Origin of the sequence: Amycolatopsis thermoflava N1165 (assembly GCF_000473265.1) — a bacterium.
Classification (GTDB): Bacteria; Actinomycetota; Actinomycetes; order Mycobacteriales; family Pseudonocardiaceae; genus Amycolatopsis_E; species Amycolatopsis_E thermoflava.
Genome location: NZ_KI421511.1, coordinates 7,703,186 through 7,724,584, shown reverse-complemented (window position 1 = coordinate 7,724,584; position 21,399 = coordinate 7,703,186). Strand labels below are relative to the sequence as shown.

Here is a 21,399-nt window from a genome sequence, read left to right as displayed (position 1 = left end):
CGCTTGGGATACTGGGGTCATGACGACCGCACCTCCGGCCCGGCCCGCCCGGCGTGGCAGGCCGGGCTACGACCTGGAGTCCCTGCTCGCGGTCGCGGTCAAGCTGTTCAACGAGCGCGGCTACGACGGCACCAGCATGGAGGACCTGTCGCGCAAGCTCGGCATCACCAAGTCCGCCATCTACCACCACGTGCCGAGCAAGCAGGAGTTGTTGCGGCTGGCGGTGAACCGGGCGCTGGACGGGCTGTTCGAGATCGTGGCCGAGCTGGACTCGGTCGACGGGCGCGCGGTGGACCGGCTGGAGTACCTGGTGCGCGGCAGTGTCCGGGTGCTGGTGGACCGGCTGCCGTTCGTGACGCTGCTGCTGCGGGTGCGCGGCAACACGAAGGTGGAGCGGGACGCGCTGGCCCGTCGTCGTGAGTTCGACCACATCGTGTCCGAACTGGTCACCAAGGCCGTCGACGAGGGCGACCTGCGGCCGGACATCGATCCGCCGACCGCGGCGCGGCTGTTGTTCGGCATGGTCAACTCGCTGATCGAGTGGTACCGGCCGCGCGGCGGGCAGAGCGGCGACGAGCTGGCGGAGACGGTGGCGGCCGTGGCCTTCGACGGGCTGCGGGTGCGGTCCGCTTAGGACTCGTTTGCCGGGTTTCCCGGGTGAACGGTCTCACACCGGGAATGCACCGGCCGTGTGTGGTGTCCGCACTGTCATGCCGGAAATCCGCAACCTGCGGCTGATCATGGTGGTGCTCGCGTTCTCGTGCGGCGCCACGGTGGCCAACCTGTACTACGCGCAGCCACTGCTGACCGAGATCGCGACCGCGTTCGGGGTGAGCCAGGGCAGCGCCGCACTGGTGGTGACGTTGACGCAGCTGGGTTACGCGGCCGGGCTCGCGTTGCTGATGCCGCTCGGCGACCTGGTGGAGAACCGGGCGCTGGCGTCGCGCACGCTGGTGTTCACCGCGCTGGCGCTGGTGGTCGCGGCCGTGGCGCCGGTGTTCGGGGTGTTCCTGGCGGCGTCGGTGCTGATCGGCGTGACGTCGGTGGTGGCGCAGATCCTCATCCCGTTCGCCGCGCACCTCGCGCCGGAGGAGCAGCGCGGCCGGTTCGTCGGCACGGTCATGACCGGTCTGCTGCTGGGGATCCTGCTGGCGCGGACATTGTCCAGCCTGGTCGCGGGGGCGTTCGGGTGGCGGACGATCTACTTCGTGTCGGCGGTGCTGATGCTGGTGGTGGCGGTCGCGGCGCGCCGGATGCTCCCCCACCGCCGCCCGACGCACGACGAGGGTTATGCCCGGTTGATGGGGTCGATCCTCACACTGGCCCGGGAGGAACCCGCGTTGCGGCGCCGGGCGGTGTGCCAGGCGTTGATGTTCGGGGCGTTCTCGGCGTTCTGGACGTCGGTGGCGTTCGAACTGGTCGGGCGGCACGGGCTCACGCAGACCGAGGTGGGGGTGTTCGCGCTGGTGGGCGCGGCCGGCGCGGCGGCCGCCCCGTTGGCAGGGCGCTTGGGCGACCGCGGGCACGGCGGGATCGGCAGCGGAATCGCACTGGCCCTGGCCGCGGTCGCGATGGTCGTGGCGTGGCTGGGCGCGGGATCGGTGGTGGTGCTGGCGCTGGCCGGCGTGGTGCTCGACCTCGCCGTGCAGGGCCACCAGGTCCTTTCGCAGCGGGAAATCTACGGCCTGCGGGCGGACGCGCGGGCCCGCATCAACACGGTGTTCATGACGACGATCTTCGTGGGCGGCGCGGTAGCGTCGGCAGTAGCGGGAAGCTTCTACGACGCATTCGGCTGGGCCGGCCCGACCCTGTTCGGCGCGGCGCTGCCGCTGATCGGACTGGCCATTTGGGCAACAGCGACAACACGCCAAGCAACACAAGAGAAGCTGGGTGGTCATCCCGTCGCCTGACACTGGCGCGATCACCTTGAGCCAGGGCCGCAACCTCCGCTTCTCGCGTGAGTTGACATGCCAACCTTGCGGCCCTGGCTCAAGGTGATATGCACAAACCGGAAGGCGACGGGATGACCACCCAGCCACCCACCCAAGGTGAGACGAGGCACCCAACCCCTGGTCATCCCGGAGCCTGCCCGTCCGGCGAGGACTCTTTTGATCTTTTCCGCCCTGCGGGCGGTGCGCCTTGCGGCGCCCGGAAAGGTCACCTTCCGACCACCCCCGCCCCCGATGCCTGATTGTGTTTCAGTCGCCGAGCAGGGTTGTCAAGGCGGGAAAGCGTGCCTTGACAACCCTGGTCGGCGACTAAAGATCGGCTGTGGATCGGGGGCGGGGGAGGCCTGGTTCGATGGTCGGTGCTGTTGCGTTGCCGGGCGGCGGTTGTTGTTGTTGCGGGAGTTTTTCTGGTCCGGTCCCGGTGCTGGAGCATCTGTGCTTCACTTCCCGTGACCGATCGGGCACGAGGAAGGACCTCTGGGGTGACGAGCTGGCGCGATCTCGCGACGTTCATCCGGCAGCAGTACAAGGTGGTTCGGGACGAACCGGACGAACTACGCATTCGGATCCGCTTCCAGTCCGATCCCGAGGAGGAGGAGCGCACCCAGATCGTCGTGATCGCCCGGGAGGTTCTCGATCGGCGGGACGAGTGGATCCAGATCGCGACACCGTTCGCCCGGGTGGACGAGGTGGACGTCGTCGGGGTGCTGGCCGAGGTCGGGCACACCACCGTCGTCGGCGGAGTGGTCGTCATGGGCGAGTACCTGGTGCTCCGGCACTCCCTCCCGCTGGCCAACCTCGACATCAACGAGTTCGTCGACCCGCTCGCCCTGGTCACCAGTTCCGCCGAGCTGCTCGAAGAACAGCTCACCGGGCGCGACGACTACTGAAATCCGGTTGCTGCGGGCCGATCCGCGGGTAACCCTGTGGATCCACCTGAGCGAAAGGATCTTCGGATGTTCACCGCCGTCGAGGGCGCCCGCGTGCCGATCCGCATGTGGGCCGACCCGGCGACCGTCGAGGACGCAGCGATGCGTCAGCTGCACAACGTCGCCAACCTGCCGTGGGTGCACGGTCTGGCCGTCATGCCGGACGTGCACTACGGCAAGGGCGCGACAGTCGGCAGCGTGATCGCGATGCGTGACGCGGTCTCCCCCGCCGCGGTGGGTGTGGACATCGGCTGCGGCATGAGCGCGGTCCGCACCTCGCTGACCGCCGGCGACCTGCCCGACGACCTCGGCAAACTGCGCCGCCGCATCGAGGACGCCGTGCCGGTCGGCTTCGCCATGCACCGCACCCCGGTCAACCCCGCCCGCGTACCCGGCACCGGCGGGTGGAACGAGTTCTGGTCGGCGTTCGGGCAGCTGCACGACGGCGTCCAGAACCTGCGCGACCGGGCGCGGGCGCAGATCGGCAGCCTCGGCGGCGGCAACCACTTCATCGAGGTGTGCCTCGAACAGGGTGGCCCGGACGCCGGCCGCGTGTGGCTGATGCTGCACTCCGGCTCCCGCGGCATCGGCAACGAACTCGCCAAGCGGCACATCGACGTGGCCCGCAAGCTGCCGCACAACGCGGACCTGCCGGACCGCGACCTGGCGGTGTTCGTGGCGGGCACCCCGGAGATGGCGGCCTACCGGCGAGACCTGTTCTGGGCGCAGGACTACGCGGCCCGCAACCGGGCCACGATGGTCGCGCTCGTCCAGCAGGCCGTCGCCGACACGGTGCCGGGCGTGCGGTTCGACGAGCCGATCTCGTGCCACCACAACTACGTCGCCGAGGAGACCTACGACGGCGTGGACGTGCTGGTCACCCGCAAGGGCGCGATCCGCGCGGGCTCCGGCGACCTCGGGATCATCCCGGGCAGCATGGGCACCGGCTCCTACATCGTCCGCGGCCTCGGCAACGAGACCTCGTTCCACTCGGCGTCGCACGGAGCCGGGCGGCGCATGTCGCGCACCAAGGCGCGCAAGACGTTCACCGCCGCCGACCTCGCCGCCCAGACCGACGGCGTGGAGTGCCGCAAGGACGAGGGCGTCGTCGACGAGATCCCGGCCGCCTACAAGGACATCGACTCGGTGATCAAGGCGCAGACCGACCTCGTCGAGGTGGTCGCGCACCTCAAGCAGGTGGTATGCGTCAAGGGGTAGGCAGCGGCTTCGCCGGGTAACTGCGCAGCACGAGCGACGTGGTGACCGGCCCGAAGCGGGCCAGCGAGTCCACGATCTGTTCGAGCCGTTCGGCGTGCGTGCAGTGCACGTCGAACAGCAGACAGTCCTCACCGGTCACGCGGACCGTGGAGACGACCTCGGCGATCCGCCCGGCGAGGGCCAGCGCCTTCGGCAACTGCGCGTGCGTCGTGCGCAGCCGGACGACGGCGTGGATGTTCAGGCCCACCGCGGCGGGCGCGACGACCGCGCGGTACCCGAGGATGACGCCGCTCTTCTCCAGGCGCTGGATGCGCGCGCCGGCCGCCGGCTGGGACAGCCCCACCCGGCGGCCCACCTCGGCGCCGCTGAGCCACCCCTCGGTCTGCAACAGCTCCAGGATCGCGCGGTCGATCTCGTCGAGTGATTCCATCGTTGTCGCCGCCACTTCCCTTGAGATCACTTGCCCCGCCCGCCACGGACGGTTGAACCATCGATCATCGTCCACGGCGGCACCCGGTCGTGCGGGGGCCACGAGTGGAAACGGCGGTGGACGTTGGTCGCGTACGTCATCATCCCGGGGATCGACGGTTCGGACGAGAAGCACTGGCAGACCGTGTGGGAGGAGCGTTGGGGCGCTTCGGCCGTCCGGATCGCCCCGGCCTCCTGGACGGAGCCGGACCTCGCGGACTGGGTGGCGGCGGTCGGCGCCGCCCACGCGACCGCGGCCCGGCGCGGCGAGCGGGTGGTGCTGGTCGCGCACAGCCTCGGCTGCTGGGCGGCGGCCGAGTGGCTGGCCGCGGCCCGGCCGCGCGGGGCGGCCGCGTTCCTGGTCGCACCGCCCGACCCGCGGGGGCCTGCGTTCCCCCGCCAAGCCGCGCCGACGTTCGCGAACCTGCGGGCCCGGCCGCTGCCGTGCCCCGGCCTGGTGGTCGCCGGCGACGACGACCCCTACTGCGAACCGGCGGCCTCGGCCGCGCTCGCCGGCGCGTGGCGAGTCCCGCGGCGCCTGCTCGCCGGGCACGGCCACCTCAACTCCGCCAGCGGCCTCGGCGACTGGCCATCCGGCCTCGCCCTCCTCAGCGAAGTTGCCGCCTGATCTACCACTGCCGTCCCACATGCAGCGCCCCCAGTTCCGGCGCGGACAGGTGCAGCACCTCGTACCGCTCGGTCGCCTCGCCGTCGTGCTCGCCGAGCACGAACCGCACCAGCTGCCAGTGGTGCGGGTCCAGCGCGAGGGCCGCGCTGTGCACCCCGGACCCCCTGGCGGTCGCGCTCAGCCCGGTGAGCGCCTCCTCGACGGCCGCGGCGGCATCCGCACCGACCGGGGTGACGAGGCGGGACGCGTGCCGGGGCGTGCGGTCGCGCGCCGGACCGGGCTGGAACGCCAGCCCGGTCCAGTGCCGCACCACCGGGCGGCCGAAGTCCCGCACGATGTTCTCGAAACCGCCGCCGCCCACCAGGAACTCGGCCATCCGCCCGGGGTCCCGCCACAGGTAGAACGGCGCGTACTGGTTCGGGCTCTCCCGGAGGAGGTACGCCTTCAGGCCGAGGCCCGCGCGGTCGTCGAGCGCGTGCCCGCGCTCGGCGACCCGCCTGCGGATGATGCCCATGTCGTAGTCGGCGGGCAGGGCGATCTCGTACTGCTTCGCATACATCCCCGCACTGTACCTACTGGTATGTACGAAGGACGTAGCCGGTGTACTGGTACTCCGAGCCGTGCTCGCGGCGCATCGCGATCTCGCGGCGCGCCGCGGCGACCGCCTCGGCCATCGCCGGATCGCCGGCGGCGGCGTCGGCCCGCGCGGCCAGGTGGTCGTAGAACTCGTCGAACCAGTCGCTGTCCGGCTGCGGGAACACCGCCTCCACCCGGTAGCCCGCGGCCACCGCGGCGGCGGAGTTCTCCTCAGTCGTCCTCAGTGGATACTGCTCGTCCCAGAACTCCCGCGCGGCCGCCGACGGCGTGCCGGTGGACCATTCGCACTCGGTGAGCACGAGCGCGCCGCCGGGCTTGAGCAACCTCTTCCACGTGCGCAGCGCGGTGTCGAAGCCGAGCACGAAGACCGAGCTTTCGGCCCACAACAGGTCGAACGTGCCGTCCGGGAACGGGGGGTCGGCCATCGACGCGTTGACGGTGTCGACGTCGAGCCCCTCGGCAGCCTTGGCGAGGTCGTCAAGGAAGGGCTGGTGGGTGTCCAGGCCGGTCACCCGCGCGCCGGCTTTCGCCAGCAGCAGCGCCGACCGGCCGGGGCCGCACCCGAGGTCCAGCACGCGGGGCCGCTCGGGCAGCGGGCGGGCGAGGTCGAGGAGGCGGAGGGTGGTGGCGTCCGAACCCGGGCCCTGCCGCGGCAGGCCGTGGAACAACGCGAAGAACGCTTCGGTCACGTGCGGCAGCCTCCGGCCCGCCGCACGGTCGCGCAACCGGTTTTCAGCCGGCCAGGTCGACCTCGGCGGTCAGCACCCCGTGGTGCTCCTGCAGGTCGACGCACCAGGTGCGGGCGAGCCGGTCGAGGATGTGCAGCGGGAGCCGCAGCGCCGCGTGACCGGGCAGGGTGCGGCAGCGCAGCTCGCGGATCTCGGCGCGCAGGCTGCTGCCTTCGGTGTGCCGGAGGCGGACGGTGAACGGCACATGCGCGTGCCTGCAGGCGAGACTCGCGAGGGTGTCGACGACAAGGAGCGCGCGTTCGTTCGCCTCCTCGCTCTCCTCGTCGAGGAGCGCGCGGAGGTGCCGCCGGAGCCCGGCGAGGTGGGGCGCGCCCAACAGGGGCACGCCGCTGGTTCTGTCACAGATCTGGGCTGAGTCCGGCAAGACGGTCCTCCGCTGGTCCTTCAACGGGCGTGGAGCGTCGTTGTACCCCGGTCAAGGGAACGCGAAACCTGCTCGCCGTCAACGGCCCAGATCCGGTGCTGCATCGGCGATCCGCTGCCGCATCGAACGTTCCCGCAAGGCCTCGATGGCCTCGTCGACCAGCTTGGTCAGCGGGTATGCCAGCTCGGCTTCGAAACGTTTCGCCGCGGCGGTGGTCGCCGCCCACTCCGCGTCCAGGACGGGCAGCAACTCCTCGGCCTTGGGTGTCAGGTGGACGATGCGGTGGCGGGCATCGGCGCCCGGCCTGAGCGTCACCAGCTCCGCCTTCACCATCTGCGCGACCGTCTGGCTCGCCGCCGAGTGGGTGACCCCGATGGCCGCGGCGAGATCCCGGATCGGCTGCGGACCGTCTGCGGCCAGCGTCCGCACCACCGGCGTGAAGCGCGGCCGGAACCAGGCCAGGCCGAGGTCGGCGTACACGGCGGCGACGTCGCCGTCCAGCAGTTCCAGCAGGTGCCGCAGCCGGGTGGCGAGGAGTTCGGCGCCGGGGATTGTCACAGCGCTAATATAACAGCACTGTTGCATCTGGAGGGATCATGACCCAGCTCCACCCCGTCGCCGAACCCCACACCGAAGGCATGCTGGACGTCGGCGACGGCAACCGGATCCACTGGGCCGAGTGCGGCAACCCCCGCGGCAAGCCGGCCGTGTTCGTCCACGGCGGCCCCGGCTCCGGCGCCTGGACCAATTCACGCGGCTACTTCGACCCGGAGCGCTACCGGATCATCCTGTTCAGCCAGCGCAACTGCGGCCGCAGCACGCCGCACGCGAGCGACCCGGCCACCGACCTGAGCCACAACACCACCGAGCACCTGATCGCGGACATGGAACGGCTGCGCGAGCACCTCGGGATCGAGCAGTGGCTGCTCTTCGGGGGTTCCTGGGGCTCCACGCTGCAACTCGCCTACGCCGAGCGGCACCCGGAGCGGGTCAGCGAAATCGTGATCGTCGGCGTGACCACCACCCGGCGCCGCGAGATCGACTGGCTGTACAACGGGGTCGGCCGGTTCTTCCCGGCGGAGCTGGAGCGGTTCCGGGCAGGCGCCGGCGACGTCGAGGGTGACACGTTCGACGTCCTCGCCGCGTATGCGCGCCTGCTGGCGGACCCGGATCCCGAGGTGCGGAACAAGGCCGCGCGGGACTGGAGCACCTGGGAGGACGCGGCGATCTCACTCGAACCCAACGGGGTGCCGAACTCCTACAGCGACCGGCCGTCCCGCGACCTGCTCGCGATGACGCGGATCTGCGCGCACTACTTCTCGAACGCCGCCTGGCTGGAGGAGGGTGTGCTGATCCGGGAAGCCCACCGGCTGGCGGGGATCCCGGGGAAGCTCATCCACGGCCGCCTCGACCTGTCCGGCCCGGTCGAGACGGCGTGGGAGCTGACCAAGGTGTGGCCGGACGCCGAACTGATCGTGATCGACGACTCCGGCCACACCGGCAGCGACGCGATGCGGGCGGCGATGCGCGCCGCGCTCGACGAGTTCGCGGTCAGGCCAGCTCGGGGATGACCTTGTTCGTGAACAGATCCACCGACGCGCGGTCGTAGGCGATGTCGGCGAAGTAGGTGATCGCGTAGGTCATGCCGAGGCCGCGCAGCTCGGTGAGCCGCTCGGCGATCTGCTCGGGAGTGCCGACCAGCGGCCCGTTCGCGAACGAGTTGACGGTGCTCTCGAGCAGGTCGGCGGACAGGTGCGGCTCGTAGTGCGAGCGGATCCACGCCAGGCGGTCGGCCACGTCCTTCTCGGTCTCGCCGATGACGACGTTGTAGTTGGCCGAGCGGACGATGGCGTCGAAGTCGGTGCCCACGTCCTTGCAGTGCGCGGCGAGGACCTCGGACTTGTGTTTGAAGTCCTCGGCGCCACCGGCGAAGTTCGTGTACCGGGCGTACCGCGCCGCGATGCGCAGCGTCTTCTTCTCGCCGCCGCCGGCGATCCACAGCGGGATGCCGCCGTCCTGCAGCGGCAGCGGGTACGACAGCGCGCCGTCGACCTGGTAGTGCTTGCCGTTCAGCGTCGCCTTGCCCTCGCTCCACAGCTGCCGCATGATCTGCACACCCTCGTCGAGCATGCCGAGCCGCTCGCCTGCGGACGGGAAGCCGTAGCCGTAGGCCCGCCACTCGTGCTCGTACCAGCCGGCGCCGATGCCCATCTCGACGCGACCGCCCGAGATGACATCCGTGGTCGCCGCGACCTTCGCCAGGTAGGCCGGGTTGCGGTAGCTCATGCAGGTGCACATCTGGCCGAGGCGGACGCGGCTCGTGGTCGCGCCGAGCGCCGCCATCAGCGACCACGCCTCGTGCGTGGCCTCGGCCAGCGGAGCCGGGACGGTGTGGAAGTGGTCGTACACCCACACCGACTCGTACGGCCCGTTCTCGGCGTACCTGGCGATGTCGAGCATGGTCTGCCACTGCCCGGCGGGCTCGATACCGGTCAGGTCGAGCCGCCAGCCCTGGGGGATGAACAATCCGAAGCGCATGCGCCCAGCCTAGCCGGGGCGCCGGCCCCCGTCAGAAGAAGCCTTCATGTCCTTTTCGGACGTTTGGTCCGGTCGTCACGCTCTGCCGGTGCCCGAAGTCCGCGCTGATCCGGTCGGCCGCCTTGATCAGGAGCGGCACCACGTCGGTGCGCAGCTGTTCCACTGTGGACCGTCCGCTGGACGTCGAGGAGGCCAGGGCGGCCACCACGGCGCCGGAGGAGTCCCGCACCGGCACGGCGGCCGAGAGCAGCCCCTTCTCCAGCTCCTCCGCCACCACCGAATAACCCAGCGAGCGGACGTCACGCAACCGCCGCCGGAACTCGTCCGGATCGGTGACCGTGTGCTCGGTGTGGGCCGTCAGGCCCGCGGCGATGACGTGGTCGACCACCTCGTCCGGCGCCCAGCCCAGCAGCACGCGGCCCATCGACGTGGAGTGCGCGGGCACACGCGTCCCGATCGACACGTTGATGCTCATGATCCGCCGCACCGGCACGCGGGCGACGTAGACGACCTCCGTGCCGTCCAGCGCGGCCAGCGACGCCGACTCGCCGGTCTGCTCGGCGAGCCGGAGCAGGTGCGGCTGCGCGATCTCGATCATGCCGTGCGAGGCGGAGTAGTGCTGCCCGATGCTCAGCACGCGCGGCGTCAGGGTCCAGCGCCCGCCCTCGCCGTGCACGTAACCCAGATGCTGAAGGGTCAGCAGGATCCGCCGCACCGCCGGGCGCGACAGCTGCGTCGCGGCCGCGAGTTCGGCGAGCGTGGGGTTGGGCCGCTCCGCGTCGAACGCGAGCAGCACCGCGAACCCCCGCTCGAGGCTCTGGATGAGGTCGCGCGGATTCCCCTCGGTGGTCATGGCCGCCATCTTCCCGCACCTGAGGTATTGACTCGCGCACCCACCAGCAGGCACTCTCCTTGTGAACGCAGAGCGTGCAACTAGTACGCAGAGCGTACAGGAGGTGTCGAAGATGACGCTCGACCAGCGCCAGCTGCGCACCGGCTTCGGCCGGTTCGCCACCGGTGTCACGGTGGTGACCTGCCGCAACAGCGCCGGGGAACCCCACGGCGCGACCGTCAACGCCTTCACCGCGGTCTCGCTGGAGCCCGCGCTCTGCCAGGTGACGCTGACCCGCTCGTCCAAGGCGTGCGGCTACCTGGCGGACTCCCCGTTCGCGGTGAACGTCCTCGCCGCGGACCAGCTCGACACGGCGATGCACTTCGCGGGCCGCCCGCAGGACCCGGGCCCCCGCTGGGGCACTGGCCCGACGGCGCCCGTGCTGCTGGGCAACGCCGCGACGATCTCCTGCCTGCCGTGGCGCACCTACGACGGCGGCGACCATCTGATCGTGCTCGGCGAGGTCGTCGACCTCGAACTCACCGACGCCGAGCCGCTGCTGTTCTACGCGGGCCGCTTCCGCAACCTCGGCCCCACCGACGACGGCTCGCACTGGGCCGTCTCCCTCGACTGCCCCGAGATCGGCTGGTTCCCGGCCGCTCCGGCGGCCGTCTGACCACCCACCACCAGATCCCGTTCAACGACGAAGGGACCATCCCGTGGCGATCCACCAGCCCGACGAAGCCGTGACCCCGACCCGGACCACCCGCCCGATGACCGGCGAGGAGTACCTCGACAGCATCCGGGACGGCCGCGAGATCTTCATCTACGGCGAGAAGGTCGACGACGTCACCACCCACCCCGCGTTCCGCAACTCCGCCCGGATGACCGCACGCCTCTACGACGCGCTGCACGACCCGGACAAGCAGGGCGTCCTCACCGCGCCGACCGACACCGGCAGCAGCGGGTTCACGCACCCGTTCTTCCGCACCCCGCGCAGCCGGGAAGACCTGTTCGCCGACCGGGACGCCATCGCCGAGTGGGCCCGCATGACCTACGGCTGGATGGGCCGCAGTCCCGACTACAAGGCCGCCTTCCTCGGCACGCTGGGCGCGAACTCGGACTTCTACGAGCCGTTCGCCGACAACGCCCGCCGCTGGTACACCGAATCGCAGGAGAAGGTCCTCTACTGGAACCACGCGATCATCAACCCGCCGGTCGACCGCGACCGCAACCCCGACGAGGTGAAGGACATCTTCATCCACGTCGAGGAGGAGAAGGACGACGGACTGATCGTCTCCGGCGCCAAGGTGGTCGCCACCGGTTCGGCCATCACGAACTACAACTTCATCGCCCACTACGGCCTGCCGATCAAGAAGCGCGAGTTCGCGCTGGTGTGCACGGTGCCGATGGGCGCGCCGGGCATGAAGCTGATCTGCCGACAGTCCTACGCGCAGAGCGCGACCAGCGCGTTCGACTACCCGCTGTCGTCCCGGTTCGACGAGAACGACACGATCTTCATCCTGGACAAGGTGAAGATCCCGTGGGAGAACGTCTTCATCTACGGCGACGCCGAGAAGGCCAGCACGTTCTTCCCCGGCTCGGGCTTCCTGCACCGCTTCACCTTCCACGGCGTCACCCGGCTCGCGGTCAAGCTCGACTTCATCGCCGGCCTGCTGATGAAGGGCGTGGAGGTCACCGGCACCAAGGACTTCCGCGGCATCCAGACCCGGGTCGGCGAGGTCATCGGGTGGCGCAACCTGTTCTGGGCGCTGTCCGACGCGATGGCCGCGCGGCCCGACGAGTGGATCGACGGCGCGGTCCTGCCGCACCTGGACTACGGCCTTGCCTACCGGTGGTTCATGACCGTCGGCTACCCCCGGGTGCGCGAGATCATCATGCAGGACCTCGGATCCGGGCTGATCTACCTGCCCTCGCACGCCGACGACTTCAAGTCGCCGGAGGTCCGCCCCTACCTCGACCAGTACGTGCGCGGCTCGAACGGCATCGACGCGATCGAACGCGTCAAGCTGATGAAGCTGATCTGGGACTCGATCGGCAGCGAGTTCGGCGGCAGGCACGAGCTGTACGAGCGCAACTACTCGGGCAACCACGAGGGCGTGCGCGCCGAGCTGCTGTTCGCCGCGCAGCAGTCGGGCCAGGCCGACGGCATGAAGGGCTTCGCCGAGCAGTGCATGGCCGAATACGACCTGGACGGCTGGACCGTGCCGGACCTGTTCAACCCGGAAGGCCGTCGCTGACGGTCCGGTGATCCCACGGCGGGGCCCGGTGGACGACGACGTCGCCGGGCCACCACCGCCGGGTGCGGCGCCTCGTCCCCCGGGGCGCCGCACCCGGTGCGACCAGCGAGGAGCTGCGATGACCGCGATGCTGTGCCCGGTGTGGCGCGACACCGTGCCCGCCGGTCTCGGGCCGTCCGTGGTGACCCTCGGCGTGTTCGACGGGGTGCACCGAGGGCACGCGCGGCTCATCGGCGAGGCCGTCGGCATCGGCCGTGCCCGCGGCCTGCCGACGGTGCTCGTCACCTTCGACCCGCACCCGGCGCGGGTCGTCGGGCCGCCGCGGTGCACGGACGCGCTCAGCACTGTCGAGCGGCGCGCGGAACTCGCCGGGGAACTCGGTGTCGACGCGGTGTGCGTCCTGTCGTTCACACGGGAGCTGGCCGGGATGTCGCCCCTGGACTTCGTCGCCCGGATCCTGGCCGGGCGCCTGCGCGCCGCGGCCGTGGTGGTGGGCGGGAACTTCACGTTCGGCCACCGCGGCGAGGGCACGCCGGAGACGCTGCGGCGGCTCGGGCGCAACTACGGCTTCACCACGCACCCGGTGGACCTGCTGCCGCTGGTCTCGTCCACGCACGTCCGGTCGTGCCTGCGGGCGGGCGACGTGGCCGGCGCCGCGCGAGCGCTGGGCCGGCCGCACCGGGTCGAGGGTGTGCTCGCCGACGGCCGGCTGCGGGTGGAGCCGGGCACCGCGCTGCCCGCACCGGGCGTCTACCGGGGACGGTTGACGTGCGGGGACGAGGTCCTGGTGGAGGTGGACGCGGAAGGTGTGGCGGTCCGCACCTCCCGGACCGGCGCGACCGGTCTGGACTTCCTCAGCGGCTGATGCGGCCGGGCATCGGCTGCGGCTTGCTGGGCGGTGGCTGCGGGCTCGGTGGCCGGCGCTGCCACGGCCGGGAACTGGTCCTGCGCACCTGACCCCCCGGGACGGTCTCGACGACATTCGCTGGCGAAGACTAACCACACCCCGGGTGTGACTCACGCGGCGCACCCTCGTTCTGCGACCGCAGTTGCAGGAGGGACTGTTGTTACGGCTGGTCCGGTCCTTTTCGCGCAACTCCCACTATGCGAGGTGCGACGACGGACACCTTCGCGCCCCGCGGGAAGATCAACTCCCGGCAGTGTGACACGACGAACCCGGCGGCCTCGATCGCGGTGCGGGTGTCCCGGTTGGGCAGGCACCCGCCCATCAGCCGTGGCCAGACAAGTGCGGCGAGGTCCTGCCAGCGCGCACGCAGCGGAGTGCGGGCGCGGACGTGCTCGTAGAACCGCAGCCGTCCGCCTGGCCGGAGGACGCGCCGGAACTCGGCGAGCGCGGCGGCCTGGTCCGGCACCGAGCACAACACGCCGCTGACCACGACCTCGTCGACGGACCCGTCCGGCAGCGGCAGGCGGTCGGCGCGCGCGTCCACGACCGGGACGCCGGACTTCGCCGCCTCGGCCCGCAGGGCGGGCTCCGGCTCGACGGCCGTGAGGTCCACCCCGGGCGGGTAGTGGGGGAAGTTCAGCCCGGTGCCCGCCCCGACTTCGAGCACCCGCCCCCGCGCGCCCGCGAGGAGCTCCCGCCGGAGCGCGGCGCCGCCCCGGGCCTCGTTGCGGGCGCCGATGCGCTTGAACAACCAGGGGAAGAAGCGGTTCGCCATGCCTCGACGTTAGGGGAGGTCCGCCAGGCCCGGTACCGGTCCGGCAGGCAGACCGCGCAGGGCCGGTACCCGGCGGCGACCGCGGTCCGCTCGTCGGCGAAGAAGACGCGGTGGCGGGCGTAGTGGCCACGGGCGAGGGCGCGCCGGACGGACGGGCAGGTGAGCAGGCCGTAGATCCGCAACCGCCGGTGCCCGCCGAGGGTGCCCGGGACAGCGCTGCGGTAGGGGCGGCCGTCGGCGCCGAGGAGGGTGTAGACCACGGGGTCGATGTTGCCGGTGTTCGGTGGGATCGGCTGGCGTGTTCCGGTCGTGGCGGCCAACCGTGGCAGCCGATGGCCGAAGCGGTCAGGGTTGTGGCACGCACCGGCCGAAACGGGTGCCCGGGACAGCGCTCCGGTAGAGGCCGGCCGTCGCCGCCGAGCAGGGTGCAGACCACGGGGTCGAGGATGCCCGGACCGGGAAGACTGCGCTGGCGTGTTCCGGTCGCGGCGGCCAGCGGAGGTGGCGGCCAGCGGAGGTGCCGGACAGCGGTTTGCGGCGATCAACGACCGGGCGGTCAGGGGCGTAGCGGCCAGCGGCCGCGGCGGGTCAGCGGCGGCGGTCAGCGGTCGGGGCGCGGTCAGTGGCCGTAGCGGCTGGCGGTCGATCCGAGCTTCCGGCAGCGCCTCGTGGGACAGCGGCGCCGTGTCCCGGGCGACCGAGGATCACTCCACAGTGGACCCCGCCGGTTCCCACAGGCCCGCGGCGCGGCCCTCCGCCACGTGCTCCTCGTACACCGCCACCTTGTGCCGGATCACGGCGAGGCTCTCCTGCAGCTCCGCGATCCGCGCCCGCACCCGCTCCTCGTGCTCACGCAGCAGCGCCAGCCGCTCGGATTCGTTGCCCCTCCCCTGCCGCACCAGCGCGGCGAACCGGCGGATCTCCTCCAGCGGCATCCCCGACGCGCGGAACCGCGTGCAGTACCGCAGCCACTCGACGTCCGCCTCGCGGTAGACGCGCCGGCCGCTCGCGTTCCGGGCGACCGGGCTCGCCAGCAGGCCTTCCCGCTCGTAGAGCCGCAACGTGTGCACGCTCAGCCCGGTGCGCCGCGCGACCTCGCCGATGCTCAAGTCCACCGGACCAGCCTAACTTGACCTAGACGCCGCTCTAACTCCTAGCGTCGCGGCCATGATCCAGAAACCACTTGGCACCGGCTTCGGCGCCCGCACCACCGCCGCCGAGGTCCTCGCCGGCGTCGACCTGACCGGCAGGCTCGCGATCGTCACCGGCGGCTACTCGGGTATCGGCCTGGCCGCCACCCGCGCGCTCACCCAGGCCGGCGCGCACGTCGTCGTTCCCGCGCGTCGCCCGGAAGCCGCGCGCGAAGCGGCCGAAGTGGACGAACTCGATCTCGCCGACCTGGACAGCGTGCACCGGTTCGCCGAGCGGTTCCTCGCCTCCGGCCGCGGCATCGACATCCTCATCGCGGGCGCGGGCATCATGGCCGCCCCGGAAACGCGCGTCGGGCCGGGCTGGGAATCGCATTTCGCCGTCAACCACCTCGGGCACTTCGCGCTGGTCAACCTGCTCTGGCCGGCCATCGCGCCCGGCGCGCGCGTCGTGGTGGTCTCCTCGGCAGGCCATCAGCTCTCGCCCATCCGCTGGGACGACATCCACTTCGACCGCGGCTACGACCGCTGGCTCGCCTACGCCCAGTCCAAAACCGCCAACGCGCTCTTCGCCGTGCAGCTGGACGTCCTCGGCCGCGAGCGTGCCCGCGCGTTCTCCCTGCACCCCGGCGCGATCCTGACCCCGCTGCAACGGCACCTCGACACAGCGGACATGGTGGCGGCGGGCTGGATCGACGAGCACGGCAACCCCGCCGACCCCAGCTTCAAGACACCCGAGCAGGGCGCGGCCACCCAGGTCTGGGCCGCCACCTCACCGCGGCTCGACGGGCTCGGCGGCCTCTACTGCGAGGACTGCGACATCGCCGAACCCACGGACAGCACGGAGATGATCGCCGGCGTCCGCGACCACGCGGTGGACCCCGCGGAGGCGGAACGGCTCTGGGCGCTGTCCGCGGAACTGACCGGGATCAACGCGTTCTGAGCGCGGCCAGCTCCCGCCCCAGGTTCGCCTTCGCCGCGGCCTCCCACCGCGACCGCGCAGCCGCCGTGGCGTACAGCGGATCCCGCGCCAGCAGGTCCGACAGCACAGCCGACCGGCCGGCGCGCCACAACTCGTCCGGAATCGCCGCGTATTCGGCGCGCACCGCGCTGCGGTAGCGGTCGTAAGCGACCTCCTCCGCGCCGAGGATCGCGAGGTCGGCGTCGAGCAGTGCCTGCGCGGTCGCGTCCCCGTCCGGCGCGGCGTGCGTGAGCGTGGCCAGCACCAGCTCCTCGACCCGCGCCACGTGCTCCGGCCGCACCCCCGCCCGGCGCAGCCACGACACCGCCCACTCGGCACTGCGCCGCTCGTCGTCACCTGGCCGTCCGTCGTACACGACGTCGTGTGCGGCGGCGGCCAGCGCGAGCGTCGCGCGTTCCTCCGGCGGCAACCCCAGGTCCGCCGCCAGGGCCGCCGAATCCCGCAGCACCGCGAGCACGTGCGCCGTGTCGTGGTAACGGCGGTGCGGCTCCGCGTACCGGGCAGCCAGGTCCGCCGCCGCGTCCGCCGCCACACCGCCGTCGCCACCGAGCGCCCGTACCGCGCTCACCCAGTCGTTCCGCACGCACCCATCATCGCGCGGGGCGGATGTTCTGGTTGACGTGGAACACGTTCTCCGGGTCGTACTTGGCCTTGATCCGCGCCAGCCGGTCGTAGTTGTCCCGGTAGGACGCTCGCACCCGGTCCTGCCCCTCGTCGTCCATCATGAAGTTGATGTACGCCCCGCCCGCCGACGTCGGGTGCAGGTCCGACCAGTAGTCCTTGGCCCAGCGGGACATCCCGTCGAGGTCGGCCGGCTCCGGCGACACTCCGACGATCACACCGGCCCACCCGCCGTCGCGGTAGCCGAACGCCGTCGCCTCCGCCGGGACGCGCGCCGCGGCGCCGTCGATCGGGTACAGGTGCATCGTCGAGAACGGCGTCGGCAGCGTCTGCCCGTACCGGACGTGGACGTCGATCGCCTCGTCGCTGATCTCCGAGAAGAAGTCGGCCTTCCAGTACCACTGCAGCCCGGCCGGGTAGAGCTCGTCGAAGGCGGTCTGCAGGATGTTGTGCGGCATCGGCTGCAGCCCCACCACCAGCGGCGTGCCGTAGCTCTTCACCGGCTCCAGCACCTCGTCCGCGCGGTCGTGCGGCCCGGTGTAGCACCAGACGATGCCGCACGCCTTGCGTCCCCACAGCTCCTCGGGGAACGGCGGTGCGGGCGGGATCGTCAGCAACCCGAACCAGCCGGACAGCTCCTCCGGCAGCGACGGCAGCAGTTCGCGGTACCAGCGCAGCACGTCCGGGGTGTCGGCCAGGTCGTAGAGCACCGGCCCGCCGATGATCACACCGTGCTCGCCGATGTCGTGGGCGCGGAACGTGAACGACGTGACCACGCCGAAGTTCCCGCCGCCGCCGCGCAACGCCCAGAACAGGTCCGGGTGCGACGTCTCGTTCGCGGTCACCAGCGTGCCGTCGGCCAGCACGACGTCGGCCGAGAGCAGGTTGTCGACGGTGAGCCCGAACCTGCGGGCCAGGTAGCCGACCCCGCCGCCGAGCGTCAGCCCCGCGACCCCGGTCGAGCCGAGGAACCCGCACGGCACGGCCATGCCGAACGGGACGGTGGCGTGGTCGACGTCGGCCCACGTGCACCCCGCGTCGACGCGGACGGTGTGGTGCTCGGGGTCGACGGTCGTGCTGTGCAGCAACGCGAAGTCGATCACCAGGGCGTCGTCGGCGATGCCGAGCCCGCCGGCGTTGTGGCCGCCGCCGCGCACGGCGATCGTGATGTCGTGTGCCCGCGCGAACTTCACGCACGCGACCACGTCCGCGGTGTCGCGCACCCGGACGATCGCGGACGGCCGCCGGTCGATCGCCCCGTTGTAGACGGCGCGGGCCGCGTCGTAGGCCGGGTCCGACGGGAGCACGAGGTCGCCGCGCAGGGTGGCGGCCAGCTCCTCGTACGGTGCGGTGGCAATGGTGGTCATGGTTCCTCCTCTGGTGGGTCGCCACGACGCTAGGGACCGGGCGTTCGCGCAGCGTTCGCCCGCGCGGGGTCAGCCGGCGCCGGCCCGAACGGCGAGGTCGTGCTCGCACCGCCGCTCCAGGGCGAGGCTGCCCTGCGCCCTGGCGAGCCGCACCGCGGAGCGCAGCCGGGACACCGCGGTGTCCGGGTCGTCGAGAGCGGCGCGTTTGCGCATCACCTCGGGCATCCACCACACGTCGTCGCGGGCCTGCCCGGCGACGATCGCCGCGTCCAGGGTCGCGCGGGCCGCGTCCGGGCCGGACAGGTCGGCGAGCAGCGCGAGCCAGTACGGCATCCGCGCGAACGAGCCCTCCGCGCGTAGGTTGTCGATGCCGCGCCGGGCGACCTCGGGCCGCCCGGCCCGCCAGCCGCCCAGCACCAGGCCCCATTCCCGGTAGTAGGCGAAGCCGTAGCGGTCGCACAGCTCGCCCAGCTCGCGCACGGTGTCGCCGAGCCGGTCCACCTCGCCGCACATCTGGTAGGTGATCCCGGCGTAGGCGAGCCCGACGGCAAGGCTGTACGGGTGCTCCGCCGACCGGGCGAGGTCGATCGCGTCCTGGCAGGCGGCCAGCGCCTCCCCAGTGTGGCCGAGCAGCCAGTGCGGGTGCGCGGCCCACCCCGTCGCGTGCACGTCGGGGCGGGTGCCGACGGTCAGCGACGGGGCGCCGCGGGACAGTTTCACGGCGAGGTCGAAGTGCTGCAGCGCCTCGGCGGGCCGTCCGAGGCTGCTCGCGCTCCCGCCGTACACGAAGTGCGCCGCGCCGCGCAGTTCCGAGTCCGGGTCGACGAGGTCCAGCACGCTCGTGGCGACCTCGTAGGCGTCCGCGGTGCGGCCCTGCACGAAGCGGGAAGCCCACAGCCCGACCATCGCGGTGAGCATGGAATCCTGCTGCCCCAAGCGTTTGGCGAGGGTGATGGTGCGCTCCAGGGCCTGCTGCAGCTGCGGCGAGGCGTACCCGTGGCGGGCGTTCAGCGGCGCCGCCATCGTCTCCAGGATCGCCAGTTCCTGACGGGCGGACTCGGCGCTGTCCGGCTGGGACCGCACGATGTCCAGTGCCTCCTGGTGCAGCCGGATCGCCTCGGCGTGGGCGAAGGTGCTGGACGCGAAGGCCGCGGCGCGCCGGTAGAAGCCGACGGCGCGGTCCGGGCGCCCGCCCCGCGCGTACTGCTCGGCCAGTCGGCCGGACACCGGGGCGGTGTCGCCGGCGTGCAGCAGCTCCAGCGCCTGCGCGATGCGCCGGTGCAGCAGCCACCGGTTGGGCGGGCTGACCAGGTGGTAGGCGGTGTCCCGGAGCAGATCGTGGCTGAAGTCGTAGCCGCCGTCGATCTCCTGGATGATGCGGCGCCGCCACAGCTCGTCGACGGCCTGCACGACGGTGTCCGGTTCGAGGTCGCTGGCCTCGGTGAGCAGGGCGAGCGTGAAGTCGCGGCCGACCGCGGCGGCGAGCCCGGCGGTCTTGCGCGCGGCCGGGCTCGCCTGCTCCACCCGGTTGCGCAGGACGTCGGTGAGGTCGCTGCCCGGTAGTGCCTTGCCCCGCACGGCTTCGACGACGTAGAGCGGGAAACCGCCGGTGGTGGCCTGCAGCAGCTCACGGTCCGCGGGGGCGAGCGGCTGGCCGGAGATCAGCTCGGCCAGCCGGGCGGATTCGGTGATCTCCAACGGGTTCAGCGTCAGCTCGGTCAGCAGGCCGGTGCCGCGCATGCGGGTGGTCCACTCCGCGAGCTCCGGCCACGCGCCGTCGGTGCGCAGGGTCGCGGCGACGAGGACCGGCGCGTCCGGGGTCAGGCCGAGGCAGAACGTGAGGAACGCCAGGGTTTCCTGGTCACACCACTGCAGGTTGTCCAGCACCAGCAGCATCGGGCGGCCGGCGCCGGTGAGCGCCCTGGCCAGGCCCTCGAAGAACCGGTGCCGCTGCCAGGCGTCCACCATCGCGCGGGGGCCGGTGTCCGGATCGCTCCGCGACCGGCCCGCGGGCACGAGGCGGTCCACCTCGGCGCGCCACACCGGTTCCAGGTTCGCGGTCGCGGCGCGCACCGCGGGGGCACGCAGCCAGTCCGCGACCGGCGCCAGCGGCAGCCGCCCCGGCGTGCCGAAGCACTGCGAGGTGGCCACGATCGCGCCGTGCGCCCGTGCCGCCGAGGCGACTTCGGCGACCAGCCTGCTCTTGCCGACCCCCGCGCCGCCGCACACCAGCACGAGCCCGGGGCGGCCGGCCGCCGCGGTCTGCCAGACGCGCGAGAGGAGGGCTACCTCCCGGCCGCGCCCGACGAGCCCGGTGGTGCCGGGGCGCGGGCCCGTCGCCTCGCCCGCCAGCAGGCGACGCAGGGCCCGCCGCGTCGCCTCGTCCGGCACGACGCCGAGTTCGCGCTCCAGGGTGGACGCACAGTGGTGGTAGGTGCTGACCGCGCTGGCCCGGTCCCCCATCGCCGCCTGCAGGTCCATCAGCGTGCGGTAGCCCTGTTCCTCCAGCGGGCGCAACTGGATCCGCCTGCGGGCGGCCTCCGCGGCGCCGGGCAGGTCGCCGCGGCTCTTCCTGGCCTGGCACAGCAGATCGCACAGCCGGACGGAGGCCGATTCCAGCGCGGCACGCGGCTCGATCACCCATTCGTCGTTGATGCCGGGCAGGAATTCACCGCGGTAGAGCGCGAGCGCGGCCGGCGCGTGCTGGAGCACCCCGTCGCCGGACTGGGCCGCCGCGCGGGCCAGTTCGAAGTCGCGCACGTCGACGCGGACGGTCGCGGTGTCGCGCCAGCACAGGTCCTTGGCCGTGACGACCAGGCAGTCCTGGCCGAGGGTGTGGCGCAGGTGGTGCAGCTCGCGGCGGAGGTTCGTCAGCGCCTGCGGTTCGGACGAGTCGGGCCAGAACAGTTCGGCGATGCGCTGCCGCGGCTGAGGCACCCCCGCGTGCACGACGAGGTACGCGACAAGCGCGACGGTGCGCGGCGAACGAGTCACCACCGAACCGTCCGCTTCGTCGAGGATTGCCTGTTCTCCCAGCAGGGAGACCCGCAGCATCCCGCCAGAGTA

The 21,399-nt window shown here is 71.9% G+C and carries 23 protein-coding genes; 10 read left to right on the top strand and 13 right to left on the bottom strand.

All coding sequences use genetic code 11. The annotated features are described in order from the left end of the window. Positions 1–19: 19 nt before the first annotated feature. The 4 genes from AMYTH_RS0138465 to AMYTH_RS0138450 all read left to right on the top strand — a co-directional run bounded on the left by AMYTH_RS0138465 (position 20) and on the right by AMYTH_RS0138450 (position 4,096). On the top strand, positions 20–634 hold the full coding sequence (locus AMYTH_RS0138465) for a TetR/AcrR family transcriptional regulator (RefSeq protein WP_020422853.1): 615 nt from the start codon (positions 20–22) through the stop codon (positions 632–634). 76 nt (positions 635–710) lie between these two features. After that, on the top strand, positions 711–1,910 hold the full coding sequence (locus tag AMYTH_RS0138460; protein WP_027934690.1) for an MFS transporter: 1,200 nt from the start codon (positions 711–713) through the stop codon (positions 1,908–1,910). A 521-nt stretch (positions 1,911–2,431) separates the two neighbouring features. Continuing rightward, positions 2,432–2,839: a hypothetical protein gene (locus tag AMYTH_RS0138455; RefSeq protein ID WP_017984168.1), complete on the top strand. Its 408-nt coding sequence runs from the start codon at positions 2,432–2,434 to the stop codon at positions 2,837–2,839. Between the two features lie 66 nt (positions 2,840–2,905). Beyond that, positions 2,906–4,096 carry an RtcB family protein gene (locus AMYTH_RS0138450; RefSeq protein WP_027934689.1) on the top strand — a complete coding sequence of 397 codons (1,191 nt, stop codon included), beginning with the start codon at positions 2,906–2,908 and terminating at the stop codon, positions 4,094–4,096. Here the strand turns inward: AMYTH_RS0138450 and AMYTH_RS0138445 are convergent. Continuing rightward, on the bottom strand, positions 4,086–4,526 hold the full coding sequence (locus AMYTH_RS0138445) for an Lrp/AsnC family transcriptional regulator (RefSeq protein WP_027934688.1): 441 nt from the start codon (positions 4,524–4,526) through the stop codon (positions 4,086–4,088). The genes AMYTH_RS0138450 and AMYTH_RS0138445 overlap by 11 nt on opposite strands. A gap of 123 nt (positions 4,527–4,649) precedes the next feature. Between AMYTH_RS0138445 and AMYTH_RS0138440 the strand changes: the two genes are divergently transcribed. Continuing rightward, on the top strand, positions 4,650–5,192 hold the full coding sequence (locus AMYTH_RS0138440; RefSeq protein ID WP_027934687.1) for an RBBP9/YdeN family alpha/beta hydrolase: 543 nt from the start codon (positions 4,650–4,652) through the stop codon (positions 5,190–5,192). A gap of 1 nt (position 5,193) precedes the next feature. Here the strand turns inward: AMYTH_RS0138440 and AMYTH_RS0138435 are convergent, their stop codons facing one another. The 4 genes from AMYTH_RS0138435 to AMYTH_RS0138420 all read right to left on the bottom strand — a co-directional run bounded on the left by AMYTH_RS0138435 (position 5,194) and on the right by AMYTH_RS0138420 (position 7,460). After that, positions 5,194–5,751, bottom strand: a complete 558-nt coding sequence (locus AMYTH_RS0138435) for a DUF4865 family protein (protein ID WP_027934686.1) — start codon at positions 5,749–5,751, stop codon at positions 5,194–5,196. Positions 5,752–5,764: 13 nt separating this feature from the next. Further along, entirely contained in the window at positions 5,765–6,478 is a 714-nt protein-coding gene (locus tag AMYTH_RS0138430; protein WP_027934685.1) for a class I SAM-dependent methyltransferase, read from the bottom strand. A gap of 43 nt (positions 6,479–6,521) precedes the next feature. Continuing rightward, positions 6,522–6,863, bottom strand: a complete 342-nt coding sequence (locus AMYTH_RS0138425) for a hypothetical protein (protein WP_027934684.1) — start codon at positions 6,861–6,863, stop codon at positions 6,522–6,524. A 117-nt stretch (positions 6,864–6,980) separates the two neighbouring features. Beyond that, the gene (locus AMYTH_RS0138420; protein WP_027934683.1) at positions 6,981–7,460 is read right to left on the bottom strand and encodes a MarR family winged helix-turn-helix transcriptional regulator; all 480 of its coding nucleotides are present in this window, start codon (positions 7,458–7,460) and stop codon (positions 6,981–6,983) included. A 38-nt stretch (positions 7,461–7,498) separates the two neighbouring features. On the opposite strand from AMYTH_RS0138420, the gene pip reads away from it, so the two are divergent. After that, positions 7,499–8,473 (top strand): prolyl aminopeptidase, encoded by a 975-nt coding sequence (gene pip / locus AMYTH_RS0138415; protein ID WP_027934682.1) that lies wholly within the window; start codon positions 7,499–7,501, stop codon positions 8,471–8,473. Here pip and AMYTH_RS0138410 read toward each other — a convergent pair. Beyond that, positions 8,454–9,440, bottom strand: a complete 987-nt coding sequence (locus AMYTH_RS0138410; RefSeq protein WP_027934681.1) for an LLM class F420-dependent oxidoreductase — start codon at positions 9,438–9,440, stop codon at positions 8,454–8,456. The genes pip and AMYTH_RS0138410 overlap by 20 nt on opposite strands. Before the next feature lie 31 nt (positions 9,441–9,471). Beyond that, complete coding sequence (locus AMYTH_RS0138405) at positions 9,472–10,302, bottom strand: IclR family transcriptional regulator domain-containing protein (RefSeq protein ID WP_027934680.1); 831 nt, start codon at positions 10,300–10,302, stop codon at positions 9,472–9,474. A 103-nt stretch (positions 10,303–10,405) separates the two neighbouring features. Here AMYTH_RS0138405 and AMYTH_RS0138400 point away from each other — a divergent pair, with 103 nt between their 5' ends. From AMYTH_RS0138400 to AMYTH_RS0138390, 3 genes are all read left to right on the top strand, one after another. Continuing rightward, positions 10,406–10,948, top strand: a complete 543-nt coding sequence (locus AMYTH_RS0138400; protein WP_027934679.1) for a flavin reductase family protein — start codon at positions 10,406–10,408, stop codon at positions 10,946–10,948. A gap of 97 nt (positions 10,949–11,045) precedes the next feature. Next, positions 11,046–12,533 (top strand): 4-hydroxyphenylacetate 3-hydroxylase family protein, encoded by a 1,488-nt coding sequence (locus AMYTH_RS0138395; protein WP_228685351.1) that lies wholly within the window; start codon positions 11,046–11,048, stop codon positions 12,531–12,533. A 118-nt stretch (positions 12,534–12,651) separates the two neighbouring features. Beyond that, positions 12,652–13,398 (top strand): cytidyltransferase, encoded by a 747-nt coding sequence (locus AMYTH_RS0138390; protein WP_027934677.1) that lies wholly within the window; start codon positions 12,652–12,654, stop codon positions 13,396–13,398. Positions 13,399–13,600: 202 nt separating this feature from the next. On the opposite strand, the gene AMYTH_RS0138380 is transcribed toward AMYTH_RS0138390, so the two are convergent. The 3 genes from AMYTH_RS0138380 to AMYTH_RS0138375 all read right to left on the bottom strand — a co-directional run bounded on the left by AMYTH_RS0138380 (position 13,601) and on the right by AMYTH_RS0138375 (position 15,330). After that, positions 13,601–14,191 carry a class I SAM-dependent methyltransferase gene (locus AMYTH_RS0138380; protein ID WP_228685349.1) on the bottom strand — a complete coding sequence of 197 codons (591 nt, stop codon included), beginning with the start codon at positions 14,189–14,191 and terminating at the stop codon, positions 13,601–13,603. After that, complete coding sequence (locus AMYTH_RS50675) at positions 14,077–14,475, bottom strand: Ada metal-binding domain-containing protein (RefSeq protein WP_228685141.1); 399 nt, start codon at positions 14,473–14,475, stop codon at positions 14,077–14,079. The genes AMYTH_RS0138380 and AMYTH_RS50675 overlap by 115 nt, the downstream gene beginning before the upstream one ends. 444 nt (positions 14,476–14,919) lie before the next feature. Continuing rightward, a complete protein-coding gene (locus AMYTH_RS0138375; protein WP_027934675.1) occupies positions 14,920–15,330 on the bottom strand; it encodes a MerR family transcriptional regulator in 411 nt (136 codons plus the stop codon). A 52-nt stretch (positions 15,331–15,382) separates the two neighbouring features. On the opposite strand from AMYTH_RS0138375, the gene AMYTH_RS0138370 reads away from it, so the two are divergent. Beyond that, complete coding sequence (locus AMYTH_RS0138370) at positions 15,383–16,306, top strand: SDR family NAD(P)-dependent oxidoreductase (protein ID WP_027934674.1); 924 nt, start codon at positions 15,383–15,385, stop codon at positions 16,304–16,306. Here the strand turns inward: AMYTH_RS0138370 and AMYTH_RS0138365 are convergent. The 3 genes from AMYTH_RS0138365 to AMYTH_RS0138355 form a co-directional block, all read right to left on the bottom strand. Continuing rightward, a complete protein-coding gene (locus AMYTH_RS0138365; protein ID WP_027934673.1) occupies positions 16,293–16,928 on the bottom strand; it encodes an HD domain-containing protein in 636 nt (211 codons plus the stop codon). The two genes, AMYTH_RS0138370 and AMYTH_RS0138365, sit on opposite strands and share 14 nt — an antisense overlap. A gap of 7 nt (positions 16,929–16,935) precedes the next feature. Then, a complete protein-coding gene (locus AMYTH_RS0138360) occupies positions 16,936–18,333 on the bottom strand; it encodes an FAD-binding oxidoreductase (RefSeq protein ID WP_027934672.1) in 1,398 nt (465 codons plus the stop codon). Between the two features lie 69 nt (positions 18,334–18,402). Next, entirely contained in the window at positions 18,403–21,387 is a 2,985-nt protein-coding gene (locus AMYTH_RS0138355) for an ATP-binding protein (protein ID WP_027934671.1), read from the bottom strand. Positions 21,388–21,399 lie beyond the last annotated feature (12 nt).

Bases quoted from the DNA above. Each gene is read 5' to 3' on its own strand.
- AMYTH_RS0138450 (WP_027934689.1), top strand. From the start codon at position 2,906: ATGTTCACCGCCGTCGAGGGCGCCCGCGTGCCGATCCGCATGTGGGCC.
- AMYTH_RS0138435 (WP_027934686.1), bottom strand. From the start codon at position 5,751: ATGTATGCGAAGCAGTACGAGATCGCCCTGCCCGCCGACTACGACATG.
- AMYTH_RS0138355 (WP_027934671.1), bottom strand. From the start codon at position 21,387: ATGCTGCGGGTCTCCCTGCTGGGAGAACAGGCAATCCTCGACGAAGCG.
- AMYTH_RS0138460 (WP_027934690.1), top strand. From the start codon at position 711: ATGCCGGAAATCCGCAACCTGCGGCTGATCATGGTGGTGCTCGCGTTC.
- AMYTH_RS0138360 (WP_027934672.1), bottom strand. From the start codon at position 18,333: ATGACCACCATTGCCACCGCACCGTACGAGGAGCTGGCCGCCACCCTG.
- AMYTH_RS0138405 (WP_027934680.1), bottom strand. From the start codon at position 10,302: ATGGCGGCCATGACCACCGAGGGGAATCCGCGCGACCTCATCCAGAGC.
- AMYTH_RS0138370 (WP_027934674.1), top strand. From the start codon at position 15,383: ATGATCCAGAAACCACTTGGCACCGGCTTCGGCGCCCGCACCACCGCC.
- AMYTH_RS0138400 (WP_027934679.1), top strand. From the start codon at position 10,406: ATGACGCTCGACCAGCGCCAGCTGCGCACCGGCTTCGGCCGGTTCGCC.
- AMYTH_RS0138465 (WP_020422853.1), top strand. From the start codon at position 20: ATGACGACCGCACCTCCGGCCCGGCCCGCCCGGCGTGGCAGGCCGGGC.
- AMYTH_RS0138410 (WP_027934681.1), bottom strand. From the start codon at position 9,440: ATGCGCTTCGGATTGTTCATCCCCCAGGGCTGGCGGCTCGACCTGACC.
- AMYTH_RS0138390 (WP_027934677.1), top strand. From the start codon at position 12,652: ATGACCGCGATGCTGTGCCCGGTGTGGCGCGACACCGTGCCCGCCGGT.
- AMYTH_RS0138395 (WP_228685351.1), top strand. From the start codon at position 11,046: ATGACCGGCGAGGAGTACCTCGACAGCATCCGGGACGGCCGCGAGATC.
- AMYTH_RS0138445 (WP_027934688.1), bottom strand. From the start codon at position 4,526: ATGGAATCACTCGACGAGATCGACCGCGCGATCCTGGAGCTGTTGCAG.
- pip (WP_027934682.1), top strand. From the start codon at position 7,499: ATGACCCAGCTCCACCCCGTCGCCGAACCCCACACCGAAGGCATGCTG.